Here is a 16,478-nt window from a genome sequence, read left to right on the forward strand (position 1 = left end):
AAACCTTCTGAATATAAATTCAGACTGTTTGTCAGATACTAAGCAATTTTGGCATTCAATGGCAGATATACCTCAAAGCGGCTGCCGTCACCAGGTTTACTGTCAACCTGTATGATACCCTGATGCGACTCCACCATTTTCTTCACATAACTTAAACCCAGGCCAAAGCCTTTTACATCGTGCAGGTTGCCTGTGGGAACCCTGTAGAAACGTTCAAAAATCTTGTTCAGCTGGTCTTTAGTCATCCCGATACCTTTATCGGCAATAGTTATTTTCAGGTAATCGTCAATGTTTTCTGTCTTAATGGTAATTTCCGGGTTTTCAGGAGAATACTTGTTGGCATTGTCGAGCAAGTTAAAGATAATATTGGTCAGATGCACATCATCTGCTTCAATTTCCGGATGCTCAGCATCCAGCTCCAGATGCACCATTCCGTTTTTCTGTTCAATCTGCACGCTCAGGTTGTGCAGCACCTGCTCAATGGTTTCATGAATATTTACACGCTCCATTTTTAGTTTTACATCCCCTTTGTCAAGCAATGCCATTTGTAGCACTTTTTCAACCTGCGTGCCCAGTCGGCGGTTTTCATCCTGAATAATATTCAGATATCTGGTCATCTTGCTATTATCTTTCTTCACTTCATTGTCTTTCATCACCTCAACAGCTAACGATATCGTTGAAATGGGCGTTTTAAACTCATGGGTCATGTTATTGATGAAGTCGTTCTTGATAGTAGCCAGCTTTTTCTGTTTCAGCATTGTATTGACGGAGGTATAAAATATACCGCCAATCATCAGAATTAACAGAATAGAACTAGCAAAAACGGTCCACATATTACTTAAAATAAAACCCTGGGTATCTGGAAAATGCACATATAAATAGTGGTTTTGAGGTTGCAGGTCGCTTGGAAACAACTGCGCCTTATAAGCATCTTTTACAAAATCAGAATTCGGGTTGGTGGCAAAAGATGCAAAAATCATATTAGAGTTATCTTTAACCACATATTGATAAGGAATAATGATGCCCTTACTTTTCAATGCCTTTTTCAATAAGGTATCGAGCGAAATACGGTCAAGGCGCTCATGAATATCACGCGAACCATGAATCACGTCTGTTAATACATCTTTAACCAGTTCGGCTTTGTTTTTGGTGCGCTCAATATTTTCCTGGTCATTAATAATTGCCTTTGAAACCTCTTCGGGTTTTTCGGCGGGTTTCCGTTTTGGGGGCTTCACAAGTGCCAGATTCAGGGTGTCAATAGATGGAAAAGTATAAGAGTATCCAAAACTGATTACGCTGTTGGTTCTGTCGTCGCCACCAATGCTAATCTGGTGGCCTTCCTGGCTATGCTTGTTTACCGACAACATCTGGCGGTTAAACTCCCGTATTAAATCTTCGGCGGTTTTCTGGCGTAAAAGGTTGTTTTTCATTGGCTGGCTCATGTCTTCTACCACCAGGTTTTGTTCTTCCAGCATTTCCTTTATCAAATCCATTTGCTTTACGGGTATTTCAAACAACTGCACACCGCCGAAAACATCGGTAGCAGCCACAGTATTATTACCTTGCTTACGTATTCTGGTTGCGGGGGCAGTAGCTATATGCGGATTAAACCTGTCAGCGCCATTTGAAAAATTTGATACAGTAGGAGCCTCTGCGTTAATCATCAGGCCGAAATCTTCCGGTTGTTCAGGTTTTAAAAGTTTAGACACATGTTTTTTCTCTTGTTGTTTCTGAGTAATAGCCACTAGCCTTTTCTGCTCTTCAATTTTCATTTGCTGATTAGCCAGAAAAATAATCTCCTGCTTTTCTATTTTTTTGATGGTTTCCTGCAAAGCATCGTTTACGTTGCGGTCAAATTGCTCCTGCCTTACTGAAATGGCATTCTCTATCCAGTACCATTGAAAGGTGATAAGCCCAATCATGGCAATAAGCATAAATATGATAATATTTCTGAAGTTCATCTGCTGGCTCATTAAACGCAAACCTGATACATTATATAAAACAAAGTTTATCCACGAAATTAACGCCAAACAAATGAAAATTTGTCTTATTTAACACTTTTTAACATCAGATATTATCATTAGGTTTACAGTTTTAACATTTATCAGAACCGCTAATGCTTTGGCTTTTATTAATTGCAATACTATTGGGGCTTGCTTGTGTTTATGCGTTTTTTTGGAAGAAAATCGCCCGCAGTAAACCCGTCAATTATCCGTCGCCGGAGAATCGGAAAAAACTAGATGCAACCAGAAAAACGCTGGTGTGCCTGGGTGATAGCATTACCCAGGGCAATTTAAGTTATAACTGGGTTGACGGTCTGGCAGAAGCGCTGCCGGATATGCAGGTTTTAAACGCGGGCATTAATTCTGACCTTACCTTTTCTATACTGAACAGGATAGAAGACGTAATTGCCAGCCAGCCGGATTACCTGATTATTCTGGTTGGCACTAATGACGTAAACGCAACTATGGGTTTGGCAAATCTGAATAGTTATAAACAGTCTGGGAGGATTTCGAAAGACACTATTCCTGACTTTGGTTCGTTCAAAAATAATTATCGCGAAATAGTAAAGTTGTTAAAGCAAAAGACCCGGGCTCAAATAGCGCTGGTATCATTGCCGGTAATGAGCGAAGACCTGGCACATGAAGTCAACCGCAAGGCAGACGATTACAGCCTTTTTGTTAAAGAACTGGCAATAGAACAGGGTATAGGGTATGTGCCTTTCAGAGAAAAACAGAAAGAATATCTAGGGGCAAATCCGCATGAGGGTATTTATACGTTTGAAGATACCACCAGACTATTCATGCTTTCGTTAATTAATCATTATATTCTGGGTAAAGATTGGGACTCCATCAGTGCAAAACATGGTAATCTGCTTACGCCCGATAACCTGCACCTCAATTCTGTTTCCGGCAGCATGTTGCTTGATTTAGCCAAGGCATTTATTATTTCAGCCAGATAATGCACATAACCCATGCACAACCACTTTACTATACATCAGCAGCCTTCAAACAAGATATTACTAAATGAGCAGGAATATCACTTTTTTAGTGGTACGTCGTATCTGGGTATGAATCAGGATGCAGCGTTCAGAGATTTACTGATAGAAGGCCTGCATCAATATGGTTTGTCATTCGGCAGTTCCCGTAACGGTAATGTACAGCTGGCAGTTTACGAAGCCGCCGAAAACAAGCTGGCAGACTGGGTAGGGGCAGAGGTGGCCCTGACGCTGTCGTCCGGCATGCTGGCAGGGCAAGTAGTGGCGCAATACCTGAAAACGCAACAGGCGGCCTTTTTCTATGCACCACAGAGCCATGCGGCCAACTTCCACGAACCTGAAGTGCAGTTGCCCGCCATGAGTTTTCAGGAGTGGTCAGAGCAGATAGCACAGCAAATAAATGATACAAATGCAGCACATTCAGTTATTGTATGTAATTCAACAGATGGTTTAAGAGCAACAGCCTATCCATTTGGCTGGGTGAAAACTTTACCCACAAGCAAGGCCATTACGCTGGTTATTGACGATTCTCACGGGTTGGGTATTACCGGTAACAATGGCGCAGGCATTTTTCAGCAGATAGAAGTAAAGCCTAATGTAGGCCTTATAGTTGTTTCGTCATTACATAAAGCAATGGGGATTCCGGGTGGAGTTGTTTTTAGCGGCAAGCAAACCATTAATGCCCTTAGGCATACTGCCTATTTTGCCTCTTGTTCTCCTATTGCTCCGGCTTATTTGTACGCCTACCTGAGAGCAGATGAAATCTACAAACGTAATTATGAGCGCTTGCAGAAGAATATCGGGCGGTTTGTTTCTCAACTGCAATCAGCGCAGTCTTTGTTTGGGTTTCAGCCAGCTTATCCGGTTTTTTATACCAGCCATGATAACCTCTATACTTACCTGTTTAAAAACGGCATACTTATTTACAGCTTTGCTTACCCAATTAAAACAGGCAAGCCTAATACCCGTATTGTTATAAGCGCCTGGCATACAGAAGAGCAAATAGATTTACTGGCTGGTAAGTGCAGGGCATTTGCAGAGAAGTAGGCCATCAGCCCATTAACCATATTTTGTCTTCTTCGTGGCCTTGTTCTTTCCACTCTACTAACACCCGCTGGCTGTCTAGTGTATTTACTTTCATGCCGGTGTAGTCTGGCTGAATTGGCAAATCTCGCACATACCTGCGGTTAATGAGGCATAGCAATTCTATTTTTTCGGGTCTTCCAAAAGCCTGCATGGCATCAATAGCAGCCCGAACCATTCTTCCGGTTGCCAGTACGTCATCTATCAGAATCACTTTTTTGTTTTCAATCACAAACGGCACTTTGGTTTCGTTGGGTTTAAGTGGCGAATCTCTCCGTCGGAAGTCGTCACGGTAAAAAGTGGCATCCAGATAACCCAATTTAATCGAAACGCCAGTTTCTTCCTTTAGTTTTTGCGTTATTCGCTCTGCCAGGTATATACCACGTGGTTGCAGACCCAGTATTACTGAATTAGAAAAATCTTTATGGTTTTCAATCAGTTGCTGACATAAACGGTTAATCGTGATGTCAAGAAGCGGATTGGTAAGAATAAGTCGTTTCATACAAAAATTAATAAATAATGGAATTGTAATTGTGTGATTGGTGTCTATTGTTAAAGATTGTCGTCAAATTTTAGGAACTTTGCCGACAAATTTATCGACTCATTTTCTCATTCACTAATTCGCTCATTAAAAAAAATGAAATATCTGATTGCCGGGCTCGGAAACATTGGTCCTGAATATGCTTTCACTCGTCATAATGTAGGTTTTATGGTGCTAGACCGCCTGGCCGCACAAAATAACTTCAGTTTTAAGATGGAAAGGTTGGCCTATACAGCCGAATTTAAGCACAAAGGCCGCCAGATATACTGTATCAAGCCCACTACTTATATGAACCTGAGCGGTAATGCCGTAAACTACTGGTTGCAGGCATTAAAAATACCGGTTGAAAATCTGTTGGTGATATGCGATGACCTGGCTCTGCCTTTTGGTAAACTGCGCCTGAAGACCAAGGGCTCGCACGGTGGGCAGAACGGTTTAAGGAATATTGAAGAAAAGCTGGGAACGCAGAATTATCATCGGTTACGCTTCGGAATCGGCAATGATTTCCCTTCCGGAAGGCAGGTAAATTACGTTCTGGAGCCTTTTAGCGAAGATGAAATGAGCCAGTTGGTCGCAAGATTAGACCGAGCCGACGACATAATTGCCAGTTTTTGTACGATTGGCTCCGAACGAACAATGAATTTTTTCAACGAATGATTGTATTATTTAAAGAATTTTCATATTTCCCGATTTTGGAATTTTATATAAGTTGTATTTTTCTAAGACGAACAAAATTTTGTTTTCCCGTTTATTAAATGTGTAAAATTCTGAGAATAACCCATTAGTAAGAATATATTTAGAACAATATTCGGCACCTGCACGGATTGCATATTTGGATTATATTAATTTTCGCTGTAGTTTTGCATCGTTATCCACAAGATAAAAATAGAACAAAACAATGAAAAATTCATTTAAATCCGTTATATTTGCAGTTGTACTTGGGTCATTCTTGATTTCTGCAAATATTGTAAAAGCAAATGACCGTGACTCAGCCAAGAAGGAAGTGATGTTGGTAAAAGGTGCTGAAGTAGATTTCGCGAACTTCATGTCGAAAAAAGCGAAAAAATTTGTAAAGACCGAAGATTGGGGTATATTTGTAAATGTTGTAAAGCTGTATAATGCCTCTCCTGCCAAATTTATGGCGTTGAGTTCAGCTCAGAAAGCAGCGTTTAACGAAGCAGCAGCTAACATTGAAACGAAAGTTTCTAATCTACGTGGCGAAGAGGCAAAGGCCTGGAGAAACAAGGTAATAGCTACTACAAAGATTATTAACGTACTGTGGAACTACCAGTCAAACGTTGAGCCAATTGAACCAGAAAACGCAGTAAGCCCGGTTGTGGTTGAAATGTTAGGTCGCTAAGGCTCAACTTAGCAAAGAATTAAGTTTTTCATAGTTTAATAGGTTAGGGTTGAATAGATGGACACTTACCCCACTGCTTCTGGCGGTGGGGTTAAGTTTTTTATAGGGGTTTGTGTTTTACTCCGGAACATCTGACCCCGTTATTTGCGTTATAAACTAAACTTCAACCTGATGCGCGTTTTATTACTTCTATTGCTCTTTTTAACGGCTTGTACCGAAACCGAAAACAAAATACAATCAAAGGCTTATTATGATCTGGCAGGTTTGTTCAACGCGCACATCAGTCGTCTGGCATCTGGCAGGCCTCAGGTAGAAAAAACAGTGTTAATAAAAGATAAGCAAGAGAAAATTGTAACCGGCAAAATTGACCGGCGCAAAGAACTGGATTTATTTCTGCAGGCAGACCTGAACAAGCAGTCGTATCAATCTGCCTATACCATACATCAAACACAGAATGAAATATCATATAAGCTAAAAACAGGAGAAAAAATGCCCGTAAAGCATTTGTTGATCAGGTTTGATACCAAAGGCTTGCCACAGCAGATTGAAGCCGAAATTTACGCAAGAAACTATCTGTATGAGTCTGAAAAAAAACTAAAAGCGCATTTTGAGAATAACCAGCTGAAAACTTACCATATAGAAGGGTATCAGGAGTTGTTTATTGGCAGCAGGAAGTATTTCTCTGTTGATGCCAAAATAAAAGGAGACTATTAATAGTCTCCTCCGGCGCCGCCGCCACCAAAATCTCCTCCGCCAAAGCCTCCGAAACCACCGCTATCTCCACCGCCTGACCAGCCGCCAGACGAGCTTCCCCAACCCGTGAAAGTGGTATAGGGTATCCAGCCACCACCACCGCGATTACCATGGTTTCCGCCTTTACCCCGGCTAAGGATGGCAATAATAACAAAAATGATGATGATAACAACCACAAATCCTAGCCAGCCACCGTCTTCTTCGTCATCTTTATCGGCCTTAAATTCGCCTTTGGCGTAATTAATAATTTTATCAGTAGCCACATCAAGCCCTTCATAATATCGGGCTTCTTTAAATCTCGGCTTTATGTCTTTCTCAATGATACGTTTACTGTAAGCGTCAGTTATAGTGCCCTCCATGCCATAACCGGTGGCAATAAATACTTTTCTGTCGCCGGGAGCCCATAAAACAACAATACCGTTATTTTTGCCTTTTTCGCCTATACCCCATGCTTTACCAAGTTTAAAGGCATATTCGCTGATATCGTATGGCTGAACGGTCTTTACTATTACAATCGTAATTTGCGTAGAGGTGGTATCATAATAACCCTTTAGCTTCGCTTCCAGTTGTGCGGTCTGGTCTGGGCTCAGAAGGCCACCCACAAAGTCATTGACAAATCGGGCAGGGTTCGGCTTTTCCGGTATATCCTGCGCAAAGGCCAGGCTTTGCAACAAAAAAAATAATATGAGCAGTTTTTTGAACATTTTCTAGTGGTTGTTTACACACAGGTAAACATTTACAGGCTAAGGTATAGGGTCGGTTGAGATATCATCAGATAATTCGTTGATATCGTCAGAACGATACGGAAAAAACTTCTTTAATTGATTTCCCGTTTCCCGGATTCCCATCTGCAGGCCTCCGGCAAAATCTTCCAGTAAAAAGTATTGTCTCATGCTGTCTCTTATACCATCCCAGAAGTTAGTGGGTACCACCTTATCAATGCCTTCGTCTCCCCAAACGGCAAACTTATGGCTTCCGTAAGCCAGATAAAACAAAACCCCGTTGCGTTGGGCGGTTCTTTCAAGGCAAAGAAACTGAAACACCTGTCTGGCCCTTTCAGTGGGGTCTTCTGTAGGGCATATTTCCTCAACATGCACTTTTATTTCGCCAGAAGTGTTCAGTTCGGCATCTTTAATTGCCTTCACAATTCTTTCTTTAGCGATTTCCGTCAGAAACATGATTGTATGAGATAAGATGTGGCTGAGAAACAAAACAGCACATACAGGCTTTGGTTAAGCCTGTATGTGTCTGAAAATACTTCTTTAAAATCAGAACTTAACTGTTGGTGCAGCCTGGGCAGCGTCTGATGCCTGGAAGAAGCCTTTCTCGCTAAATCCGAATATTTTTGCAAAAATTACAGCCGGGAAACGTAATGCAGCAGTATTGTAGGTTTGTACGGCTCCGTTAAACTCATTACGCGCCACTCCAATTCTGTTTTCTGTACCTTCCAGTTGAGACTGTAGCTCCAGGAAATTCTCGTTGGCCTTCAGTTGCGGATACTGCTCAACACTTACAAGCAAACGGCTCAAAGCCCCGCTTAACTGGTCTTGCGCTGCCTGAAACTTCTGAATGTTTTCAGGTGTAAGGTTCTCAGGGTTTATTTGCATAGAAGTGGCTTTAGCACGGGCTTCTATTACTTGTGTAAGCGTAGTTTTTTCAAAGTCTGCTGCTCCCTTTACTGTGCTTACCAGATTAGGTATCAGATCTGAACGGCGTTGGTATTGCGTTTGTACATTAGACCATTTACGTTTCACTTCCTGATCTTTTTCTAAAAGGCCATTATATGACGAGCAACCATAAACGCTTAAAAGTAAAATAATACCAATTATAATTAAGGTGCTTTTTTTCATTTTTTCGAAATTTTGTTTGTTTACTGAAATTTGATTCAAATGTAATAATTAGAACATGATATGCAAGAATTACATATAACAAGTGGATTAAAATCGTTATAAACGGACGTTTTAACCCATCCACAATTGTATGTATGCCTGTTGCAATTCTGTAGTATCGGCCAGATTGCCCACTTCTGAAATTTCTTCATCCAATAAATCTCTGCCTGTGTCTGCTATGAGATTCCAGTTACCCCAGTTGCTGCAAACATCATAATCGGTCAGCACACTCTCAAAGTAGGTGGCTCCCCAGGTCCAGTCTATGCCCAGCTCTTGTATCAAATGCTTGGCAACCGCTTTTCTGCCCATTTCAGACATATATCCTGTCAGGCTCACTTCTTTCATGTTAGCATCAACAAATGGTATGCCGGTTTCTCCTTTTACCCAGGTATCAAACGTTGGGCGGTGGCGTTTCCAGGGTTTCATCAGGTCGTTTTTTATACCACTGGCCTTAAACATGCGTGTGCCATGTTTTAATGCCGAAAAGTGATAGAAATCTCTTTTGAGTAACAGTATTATTAACCAATAAGCAGACTCTTTGTTTGCGGTCTCGGCTTCAAAACGTTTAACTTCTTCATAAACCGTGCGCGCCGAAATGCAACCGAGGCTTAACCAGCCCGATAGTTTTGTCGAAAAATCGGCACCTAACAGACCGTCTCTTGTTTCTTTAAAGGTTCTCAGCAGATCTTTTTCCCATATATACTCATTAAGCCTGGCCAGTCCTTCGGTTTCACCACCTGCAAACTGAAATGCTGCCCGGGTATCGGCTACCGGGGCTGTTTCAAAACCCAGCTCCTGATAGGTAGGCAGGTTACCGGGTTCAATACAGTCAACAACGGGCAATTGCCCGGGTGATCGAAATGTTTGGCGTACCGGTGTTGCCCTTTCAATTTTTTTCTTGAATTCGGCAAAAGTTGCCGGTATAAAGTTTATCTGAAAGGGCAGGTCGCGGGCATGAAAAAGCGTGGCCGACCAGATCAGCTCTATCTCGATATTCATCGGCTTCAGTACTTTAGATAAAGAAGCTTCAATGGTGGTTTCGTCCTGTGTTACTTCTTTGCTTGCATAAACTGCGGCAGCGTCAGTGTCTTTAGCTATTTTTGCTATTATATCTTCCGATATACCCCTTCGTATTATTAAATCAGAGCCTTTTTCCTGAAGGTTTTTCCGAAGATTCTCAACGGCTTCCAGCAGAAATTTAGTTCTGAACGCCCCTGTTCTTTTAAAGCCCAGAAAGTTTTTGTCGAAGTATCGGTCATCAAAAACATAAACCGGAATCACATTGCCTGCTTTAGAGGCCTCTAAAAATGCCTCGTTGTCATGAAGCCTTAAATCGTTTCTGAACCAGAAGATTATATTTTGCATGAGGATTATTAAAAAGTTTGATGCTAATGTCTGGGGTTTGGTTTTAAATCAAATGGCTTACACAAGCCCCGTTAGACAGAAAAAGCCCTCGGCAGAGGGCTCCTGGATTTATAGTTTTGTCTTTAAAAAGGCGGTCAGAATTTCCAGGCCTTTCTCAAAATGTGTATTATTATTGATGATAATATCTGCGTCATACTTGGTGGGTTCTATAAACTTCTCATAAGTGGGTGCCACGTGGTTTTCCCAGCGGTACAGCACATCTGTTAAGTCGTAGCCACGCTCGTTTCCGTCGCGTATAATCCTTCGTTTAATCTTTACGTGTTCGCGTGCGTCAATAAACACTTTCAGGTCTAGCAGGCGCGATACTTCTACTGAATGAAAAACAAAGATTCCTTCAACTACAATGATAGGCGCCGGATTGAAGGTCAGAATTTTAGGAACAATACTCGGGTTATTAAAGGTATATTCTTTCTGCTGAACCACCTTTCCGTTTTTCAGGTCTTCTACATGCTGGGCATATAAGCCAAAATCTATGGCCTCGGGTAAGTCGTAGTTCTCAATGTTGTTCAGGTCTTTAGGCACTAAAGCCTGCGGACGGTAATAGTTGTCCTGAGAAATAAGACAGATATCCTGAGCCGAAAATGCACTTAACAACTGATGCAGAAAATACGTCTTTCCGGAAGCGCTCCCACCTGTAATACCAACAATATATGGATTCATGCTTAAGCCAGTACTTGTATAACTTGTTCCAGTATAAATCGACCGTCAATATTGCCCAGTGCTTCGTCAGAGGCGCGCTCAGGGTGCGGCATCATGCCAAATACATTTTTTCCGGCATTTGTTACGCCTGCAATATTTTCAATGCTGCCATTAGGGTTTGCCTCAGCAACAATATTGCCTGCTTCATCACAATAGCGGAACAACACCTGGTCGTTGTCGTTAAGTCTTTTCAAGGTGTCTTCATCAGCAAAATAGCGGCCATCGCCATGGGCTATCGGTATTTTAAACGCTCTGTCTTCCAGGCCGGCCGTCAAAAGCGCAGTGCTACTTTGTGGTTTCAGATAAACATTGCGGCAGATGTACTTTTGAGCAATGTTTTTTAATAAAACACCCGGTACCAGCCCGGCCTCTGCTATTACCTGAAAACCATTGCAAATACCCATTACATACCCACCCCTGTTGGCATGAGCGATAACCTCGTTCATAACAGGCGAAAACCGGGCAATGGCTCCCGAACGGAGGTAGTCTCCATAAGAGAATCCACCCGGTAATATAATAAAATCACAACCTTGCAGGTCATGGTCTTTGTGCCAGATTTTAACAATCTCTTGTCCAAGATTGTGTCTTAAGGTAAAAACGGTATCGTCTTCACAATTGGAGCCGGGAAATACTACTACGCCGAATTTCATAATTTAAAATCCCGAAAGCGAGCCAGGGGATTGTTTTATTTTTAGTAAATAAGAAATTTTACGCAAAATTATGAAAAATCTATAGCATTCAGCCTAATATTTTTCAGAAATTGCTGGTAGATATTCAACCGCATCACATTTATTATTCCTACCCGAATGAAAACCACTAGAAAAATACTTCTTTCTGCAGGCAGTGTCTTGGTATTATTATTAACTTTTTATCTGGTATGGGCCAATACAGGCCTGGGTTCTGAAACAAAACAAAGCTTGAAGATTGATGCCACTGCCTCTTACGGAGACTCAAGCAACAAAGGGAATGTGGTTGGCATACAGGCGTTTGTAGAGCCGGTTGATTATGCCTCTGAAGCGAATTTTAGAAGAAAAATAAGGTTTTATATGGAAGAAGCCAAAAAGAAAAACTGGCTGATACCTAATAAATCGATTGTGGTTTTTCCTGAGTACTTTGGTACTTGGCTGGTAGCTTTACAGGAAAAAGAGCGTATTTACAGCACGCCTGAAATAGAAGAGGGTATGCAGACAATGGTGCTGCGGAATGCAGGCAGGTTTCTTGCAACCTTCTTGAAATGCCCCCCAAACGTACAGGATAAGTTGAAATACAGCGTTTTTGCCATGAAGGCGAAAGTTATAGCCAGGGTGTATCAGGATACATTTGCTTCTTTGGCTAAAGAATACAAGGTTACCATTGTGGGTGGGTCTGTTTTATTACCTGACCCCGTGGTTGAGAATGGCTTGCTGAAAACAAGAGGGGGGCTATTGTATAACACATCAGTAGTTTTTGAGACCGATGGCACTATTAATCCGCAATTAATTAAAAAGGCCTTTCCAACAGCCGATGAATTAGGGTTTATTTGTCCGGTAAAACCAAAGGCCATTCCTGTATTCAATACAGGTGCTGGTAAAATGGGTGTTTTGATTTGTGCAGACGCGTGGTTTTCTGAGGCTTACCAGACATTAAAGAGCAAAAGCGCCGATTTTGTGATAACGCCGTCGTACTCTAATGGTTATGGCTATTGGCAACAGCCCTGGAGCGGGTACTCCGGCGCAAAAACACCTGAAAAGGCGAAGGCTGATGTAGGGAAAATATCGTTAGGAGAGGCCTGGGTTAAATATGCCATGGCTACCCGCGCCAAAGAAGAGGCCGGAATAAAAAAAGGAATCAATGTTTTTCTTCAGGGAAAACTCTGGGATTTAGGCGCTGATGGTTCAACCATTGTGTTAAGCGACTCGGCACATGCCACACCCTTTGTTGGTAAGTCGGCTTTAATAAACCTTTGGCTGTAATTAGGCCATAGCCAATTGGTTTTTTTTAGCTGATGACACCTTTTTACTAACCTTTTTATATTTACGCTGATACCATATCAGAAAGCCTGTAACAGGCAAAGAGGCGGCAAACAGGCTTGCAATAAAAGCAAGCAGCTTACCTGCAAAACCAAAGTTCTGGCCGGTGTGTAAATCTCTGTTGGCGTGTTTCAGCTTATCAGCCGTAGAGTAGTCTTTAAAGAGTTCGGTTTTAAGTACCGCACCAGAGTACTGATCAAACTCAAAAACATTGCTTTTTTTGTAAATCTGGTATGGATACTTAAGATTTACCTTTATAGTTTCTTTATTATTTTTGGCAAAATTAATATGTGCCTCTTTCCAGCCTCCGTAGGCCAGAGCCACGCTTGAAAGCGCATCATCAGGGCTAAAAACCTTGCCAGGTTGGTAAATAGAAATGGTCTTTTTTTGTTCTGGCATTTTTTGTCCTAACGCAGCATAGGTAATTTTCTGAACTGGTTTAATGGCCCACCAGATGCCCGTCATGGTTATTACAAACAGAGGTAGCAGAAAATAAAAACCCAGCACATTATGAAGGCTGTAATTGAGTACCTGAAACTTGCTCTTAAAATTAACAGTAAATGCAAACCTGCGTTGGTTTCTCTTACGTGGCCACCACAAATACAGACCCGAAAGCAGCATTACAAGAAAAACCACCACATTTATTTTAATAATCCATTTGCCGGTTTCTCCCAGAAGAAGGCTTTTGTGAGTGTCTTCTACCAGATGCATAAAATCGTGCTCCAGATTATAGCGGCCAAGTAAGGCGCCCGTATACGGGTCGAATCCATAGGCTTCTTTTCGGTATTCTTTTTCTTCTTTATTGCCTTTGGCGGGCTTTGCTTTAGCATCTGCTAATTTTACAATAACAGAACGTGTTGCATCTGAGAAAACCCTGACCTGCTCAATTTTTTTATCGGGGAAAACTCTCTTTGCCTCTGCCTCAATAGTAGCCAGCGATACCCTGGCCGATTTTGACGGTTCAACAAACCGATATTTTCTCAGGGTTAGGTCACGAATCTCTTCTTCAAAAACAAATAAGCATCCGGTAATAGAAACAATAAATACTACAATACCGCTAATAAGCCCACCCCAGAGATGGACCCTCCCCAGCCAATATTTTATACCGTTGTTTTTCTTTGCCATGAGTAAAAAGAAGTTATTTATGCAAAACAATTTTAGATTTATAATTATTAAAAATTACCATCTGTAATTTTAAGTACTATTCATATCTGAACGGTCTCAAATCAGAAGTTCACCGATGCACCTACACTCAATATTCTGCCCTGGGTGTGTTCATAAGTATTAGATACCTGCGTAGCGGTATTAGTGTACTTATGCTTTTTAAGGTTATCGAAGATATCAGTAGCACGTAAAAACAAAGCATTGTTTTTGCCGAAGGTTTTCTGAATACCGATATCCACAAAATGTACTTTCCCTTCCCCTTCCTGTACTGTATTTTTTGGCCCTACCCAGTTGCTTATAATCTGAGCGTTTATTTTTGAAGGCAGGCTGAAATCGGCAAGAACTTTGGCTGTCCAGGCAAACTGGTCTTTCAGTTGGTCACCATTATTGATGTCATCTGAACTGATTTTCGACCAGAACCTTGAGTAATTACCGTTAACATTGAGCCATTCGCCTATTTTTGCTGCCGATACCAATTCAATACCGCTGGTTTTAGCGCCCCGCAGGTTAATTTGTTTTTCAGTAAATATGCCATTTTCTTCGGTAATGTTTTTTTGAATTAAATCGCGGATATCACGCAGAAAAAGGTTTGCGCCTATGTTAAAGTCTTTTATCTGTGTAAATACACCCATTTCGTAAGCCCAGGCGCGTTCAGGGCGTAAATCGGGGTTTCCTACTTTTTGTTCAGTGGTGCTTTTTATTTCAACGTAGGGGTTCAGGTCATTAAAACCAGGGCGGCGTATTCTTCTACCCACAGATGATGCCAGATACGTTTTTGAAGAAAGAAAATACTGCACATGTACAGAAGGCAAAGCGGTGGAATAATGGCCGTTGCTGTAGTTGGTCTGAGAGCTGGCTTTGGTTCTTATATCGGCTATTTCATGGCGATACCCAAAATTGGTTTTCAGCTTTTCGGTATTCCATTGAAAAGTAGCATACATGGCGTTTACAGACTCATTTGCTTCAAAGTTGTTCTTTCCCTCATCTTTAGGTTTCCAAGTATTACTTTTCTCATCATAGGCATCGGTAGTTCTGGCTATGGTTCTTGTTGTATAAAAGCCCTGATATCCAACTTTAAGGGTTGTATTTTTTACAATTGATGACAACCAGTACAAGCCAGGCAATTGGGTGTTCAACGAAATTCGGTCTTCTACTTTTTGCATTTTAGGCGTTTTGTTCAATACCGGTTCATTGGTTTCCAGTAATGCATATTCGTTCTGGTTCTGGGTTTTGTTTTCGCCAGACTTGTTATAGTTATAAGACAATTGAAATTCATGCTTGCCCAGGTTTTTAGTAATTCGGGCAGATGGGCTGTGGAAATAAACCTTTCGTAACTCAGGAGACAACACAAATTTACCACTCTTAAACTTATTGGTGGCATCAAATATAGAGGTTCGTTCTTCTTTCGATTTATCCTCGGTCTGGTCTCCGTACAAGTATTCTGTGTAAAAATCCCAACCCTTGGTATTGTAGCCTAAAAATCCTTTGGCTGAGTTATTGGTAAACTTCTTGTTTTCGTTTTTTTTCTGGTTCTGAACCTCAGTTTTTTCGCCTGCATTATTCAGTTTCAGTATTTCACCCGTACTTTTGTTTTCAACAATTCTGTATAAACGGTCAAAATTTGCCCCGGCAGTAAGGTTTCTGGCTCGGCCGTTTAATGAAAGCCCACCATTGTAGCCTCCCTGGTGGTCTGCAGTAAAACTGGCTCTGCCAATGGTTTCATATAGTTTTGTTGCCGGTACACCCTTTTTAAGAATAATGTTTACAACGCCGTTTACACCGGCAGAAACCACATCAGCGGTTGGGTTAGCTAGTATTTCAATTCTTTCAATCTGGTTAGCAGGTATCAGATCCAGAACGGTTTCGCGGTTGTTTCCGCTTACACCTATGGGTTGGCCGTTAATCAGAACCTGCGTGTATCCATTCCCCAAACCTCTGAAACGGATGTCTCGGTTATGATTAGGGCTTCCGCCCATAGCAACGCTAGGCATGGCTTTCAGGATGTCGCCGGCAGTACCGCCATTTTGTGATATCAGGTCTTTGCTGGCATACTGAATGGTTTGTGGTTTTACTTTGGTAATACCAATATTGCCTACCACGTTTATTTCCTGCAATGTGTTGGCCGTTTCATGTAGCTGAATCTTAGCTTCGGTTGGGTGTCCGTCAATAATTTCTATTTCCTGGCTGGCAGCCTCGTAGCCAACCATCGTTACCAGTATAGTATGTTTGCCTGTTGTGATGTTTTTAAGGCTAAATTCTCCCTTTTCGTTCGCTATTGTTCCTGCTTTGGTTTTTTTTACCGCAACGCTGGCAAAACTGACGGGCTGGCCATCGGCGTTAACGACTTGCCCCGTTAACTGTCCGTTTTGTGCATATAAGGTTGAGGTGGAGATTAAAAAGAGTAAAAAAGTAGTGGATAGATTCTGCATGCTATTTTGCTTTAGACTAATTCTAAATAGTGGTGCAAAATTAATAACAGAATACAAAAGCGCAATGTTTATTTAAAATAATTCTAAATAAACATTGCGCTTTTAAATTGCCGAAGATAGTAAAGGGG

At 41.5% G+C, this 16,478-nt stretch carries 16 protein-coding genes; 6 read left to right on the plus strand and 10 right to left on the minus strand.

Annotated elements, in window-relative coordinates:
• Positions 1-38: 38 nt before the first annotated feature.
• Positions 39-1,961, minus strand: coding sequence for a sensor histidine kinase (locus tag NZ848_RS07420; protein ID WP_259014974.1), 1,923 nt, complete (start codon positions 1,959-1,961; stop codon positions 39-41).
• A gap of 155 nt (positions 1,962-2,116) precedes the next feature.
• Between NZ848_RS07420 and NZ848_RS07425 the strand changes: the two genes are divergently transcribed.
• Both NZ848_RS07425 and NZ848_RS07430 read left to right on the plus strand, forming a co-directional pair.
• Positions 2,117-2,962, plus strand: a complete 846-nt coding sequence (locus NZ848_RS07425) for an SGNH/GDSL hydrolase family protein (RefSeq protein WP_259014975.1) — start codon at positions 2,117-2,119, stop codon at positions 2,960-2,962.
• 12 nt (positions 2,963-2,974) lie between these two features.
• The gene (locus NZ848_RS07430) at positions 2,975-4,045 is read left to right on the plus strand and encodes an aminotransferase class I/II-fold pyridoxal phosphate-dependent enzyme (protein ID WP_259014976.1); all 1,071 of its coding nucleotides are present in this window, start codon (positions 2,975-2,977) and stop codon (positions 4,043-4,045) included.
• A 4-nt stretch (positions 4,046-4,049) separates the two neighbouring features.
• Here NZ848_RS07430 and pyrR read toward each other — a convergent pair whose 3' ends face one another.
• A complete protein-coding gene (gene pyrR, locus NZ848_RS07435) occupies positions 4,050-4,583 on the minus strand; it encodes a bifunctional pyr operon transcriptional regulator/uracil phosphoribosyltransferase PyrR (protein ID WP_101724873.1) in 534 nt (177 codons plus the stop codon).
• 135 nt (positions 4,584-4,718) lie between these two features.
• Between pyrR and pth the strand changes: the two genes are divergently transcribed.
• The 3 genes from pth (at position 4,719) to NZ848_RS07450 (ending at position 6,696) form a co-directional block, all read left to right on the plus strand.
• Positions 4,719-5,279, plus strand: a complete 561-nt coding sequence (pth, locus tag NZ848_RS07440) for an aminoacyl-tRNA hydrolase (RefSeq protein ID WP_259014977.1) — start codon at positions 4,719-4,721, stop codon at positions 5,277-5,279.
• Between the two features lie 241 nt (positions 5,280-5,520).
• Positions 5,521-5,982, plus strand: coding sequence for a hypothetical protein (locus tag NZ848_RS07445; protein ID WP_253531716.1), 462 nt, complete (start codon positions 5,521-5,523; stop codon positions 5,980-5,982).
• A gap of 171 nt (positions 5,983-6,153) precedes the next feature.
• Entirely contained in the window at positions 6,154-6,696 is a 543-nt protein-coding gene (locus NZ848_RS07450; RefSeq protein ID WP_259014978.1) for a hypothetical protein, read from the plus strand.
• Here NZ848_RS07450 and NZ848_RS07455 read toward each other — a convergent pair.
• From NZ848_RS07455 to purQ, 6 genes are all read right to left on the minus strand, one after another.
• The gene (locus NZ848_RS07455) at positions 6,693-7,439 is read right to left on the minus strand and encodes a TPM domain-containing protein (RefSeq protein WP_259014979.1); all 747 of its coding nucleotides are present in this window, start codon (positions 7,437-7,439) and stop codon (positions 6,693-6,695) included. The genes NZ848_RS07450 and NZ848_RS07455 overlap by 4 nt on opposite strands.
• 39 nt (positions 7,440-7,478) lie before the next feature.
• Positions 7,479-7,913, minus strand: a complete 435-nt coding sequence (locus NZ848_RS07460) for a TPM domain-containing protein (RefSeq protein WP_253531711.1) — start codon at positions 7,911-7,913, stop codon at positions 7,479-7,481.
• Positions 7,914-8,003: 90 nt separating this feature from the next.
• A complete protein-coding gene (locus NZ848_RS07465; RefSeq protein ID WP_253531709.1) occupies positions 8,004-8,585 on the minus strand; it encodes a LemA family protein in 582 nt (193 codons plus the stop codon).
• A gap of 111 nt (positions 8,586-8,696) precedes the next feature.
• Complete coding sequence (locus NZ848_RS07470; protein ID WP_259014980.1) at positions 8,697-9,989, minus strand: DASH family cryptochrome; 1,293 nt, start codon at positions 9,987-9,989, stop codon at positions 8,697-8,699.
• 108 nt (positions 9,990-10,097) lie between these two features.
• Positions 10,098-10,709, minus strand: a complete 612-nt coding sequence (udk, locus tag NZ848_RS07475) for a uridine kinase (protein ID WP_253531705.1) — start codon at positions 10,707-10,709, stop codon at positions 10,098-10,100.
• Between the two features lie 2 nt (positions 10,710-10,711).
• A complete protein-coding gene (gene purQ, locus NZ848_RS07480; RefSeq protein ID WP_101724864.1) occupies positions 10,712-11,398 on the minus strand; it encodes a phosphoribosylformylglycinamidine synthase subunit PurQ in 687 nt (228 codons plus the stop codon).
• A 156-nt stretch (positions 11,399-11,554) separates the two neighbouring features.
• On the opposite strand from purQ, the gene NZ848_RS07485 reads away from it, so the two are divergent.
• Positions 11,555-12,700 carry a carbon-nitrogen hydrolase family protein gene (locus NZ848_RS07485; protein WP_259014981.1) on the plus strand — a complete coding sequence of 382 codons (1,146 nt, stop codon included), beginning with the start codon at positions 11,555-11,557 and terminating at the stop codon, positions 12,698-12,700.
• On the opposite strand, the gene NZ848_RS07490 is transcribed toward NZ848_RS07485, so the two are convergent.
• Both NZ848_RS07490 and NZ848_RS07495 read right to left on the minus strand, forming a co-directional pair.
• A complete protein-coding gene (locus tag NZ848_RS07490; RefSeq protein WP_259014982.1) occupies positions 12,701-13,882 on the minus strand; it encodes a PepSY-associated TM helix domain-containing protein in 1,182 nt (393 codons plus the stop codon).
• 101 nt (positions 13,883-13,983) lie between these two features.
• Positions 13,984-16,350, minus strand: coding sequence for a TonB-dependent receptor (locus NZ848_RS07495; RefSeq protein WP_259014983.1), 2,367 nt, complete (start codon positions 16,348-16,350; stop codon positions 13,984-13,986).
• Between the last annotated feature and the right edge of the window lie 128 nt (positions 16,351-16,478).

The organism is Emticicia fluvialis (assembly GCF_024793945.1).
Taxonomy (GTDB): Bacteria; Bacteroidota; Bacteroidia; order Cytophagales; family Spirosomataceae; genus Emticicia; species Emticicia fluvialis.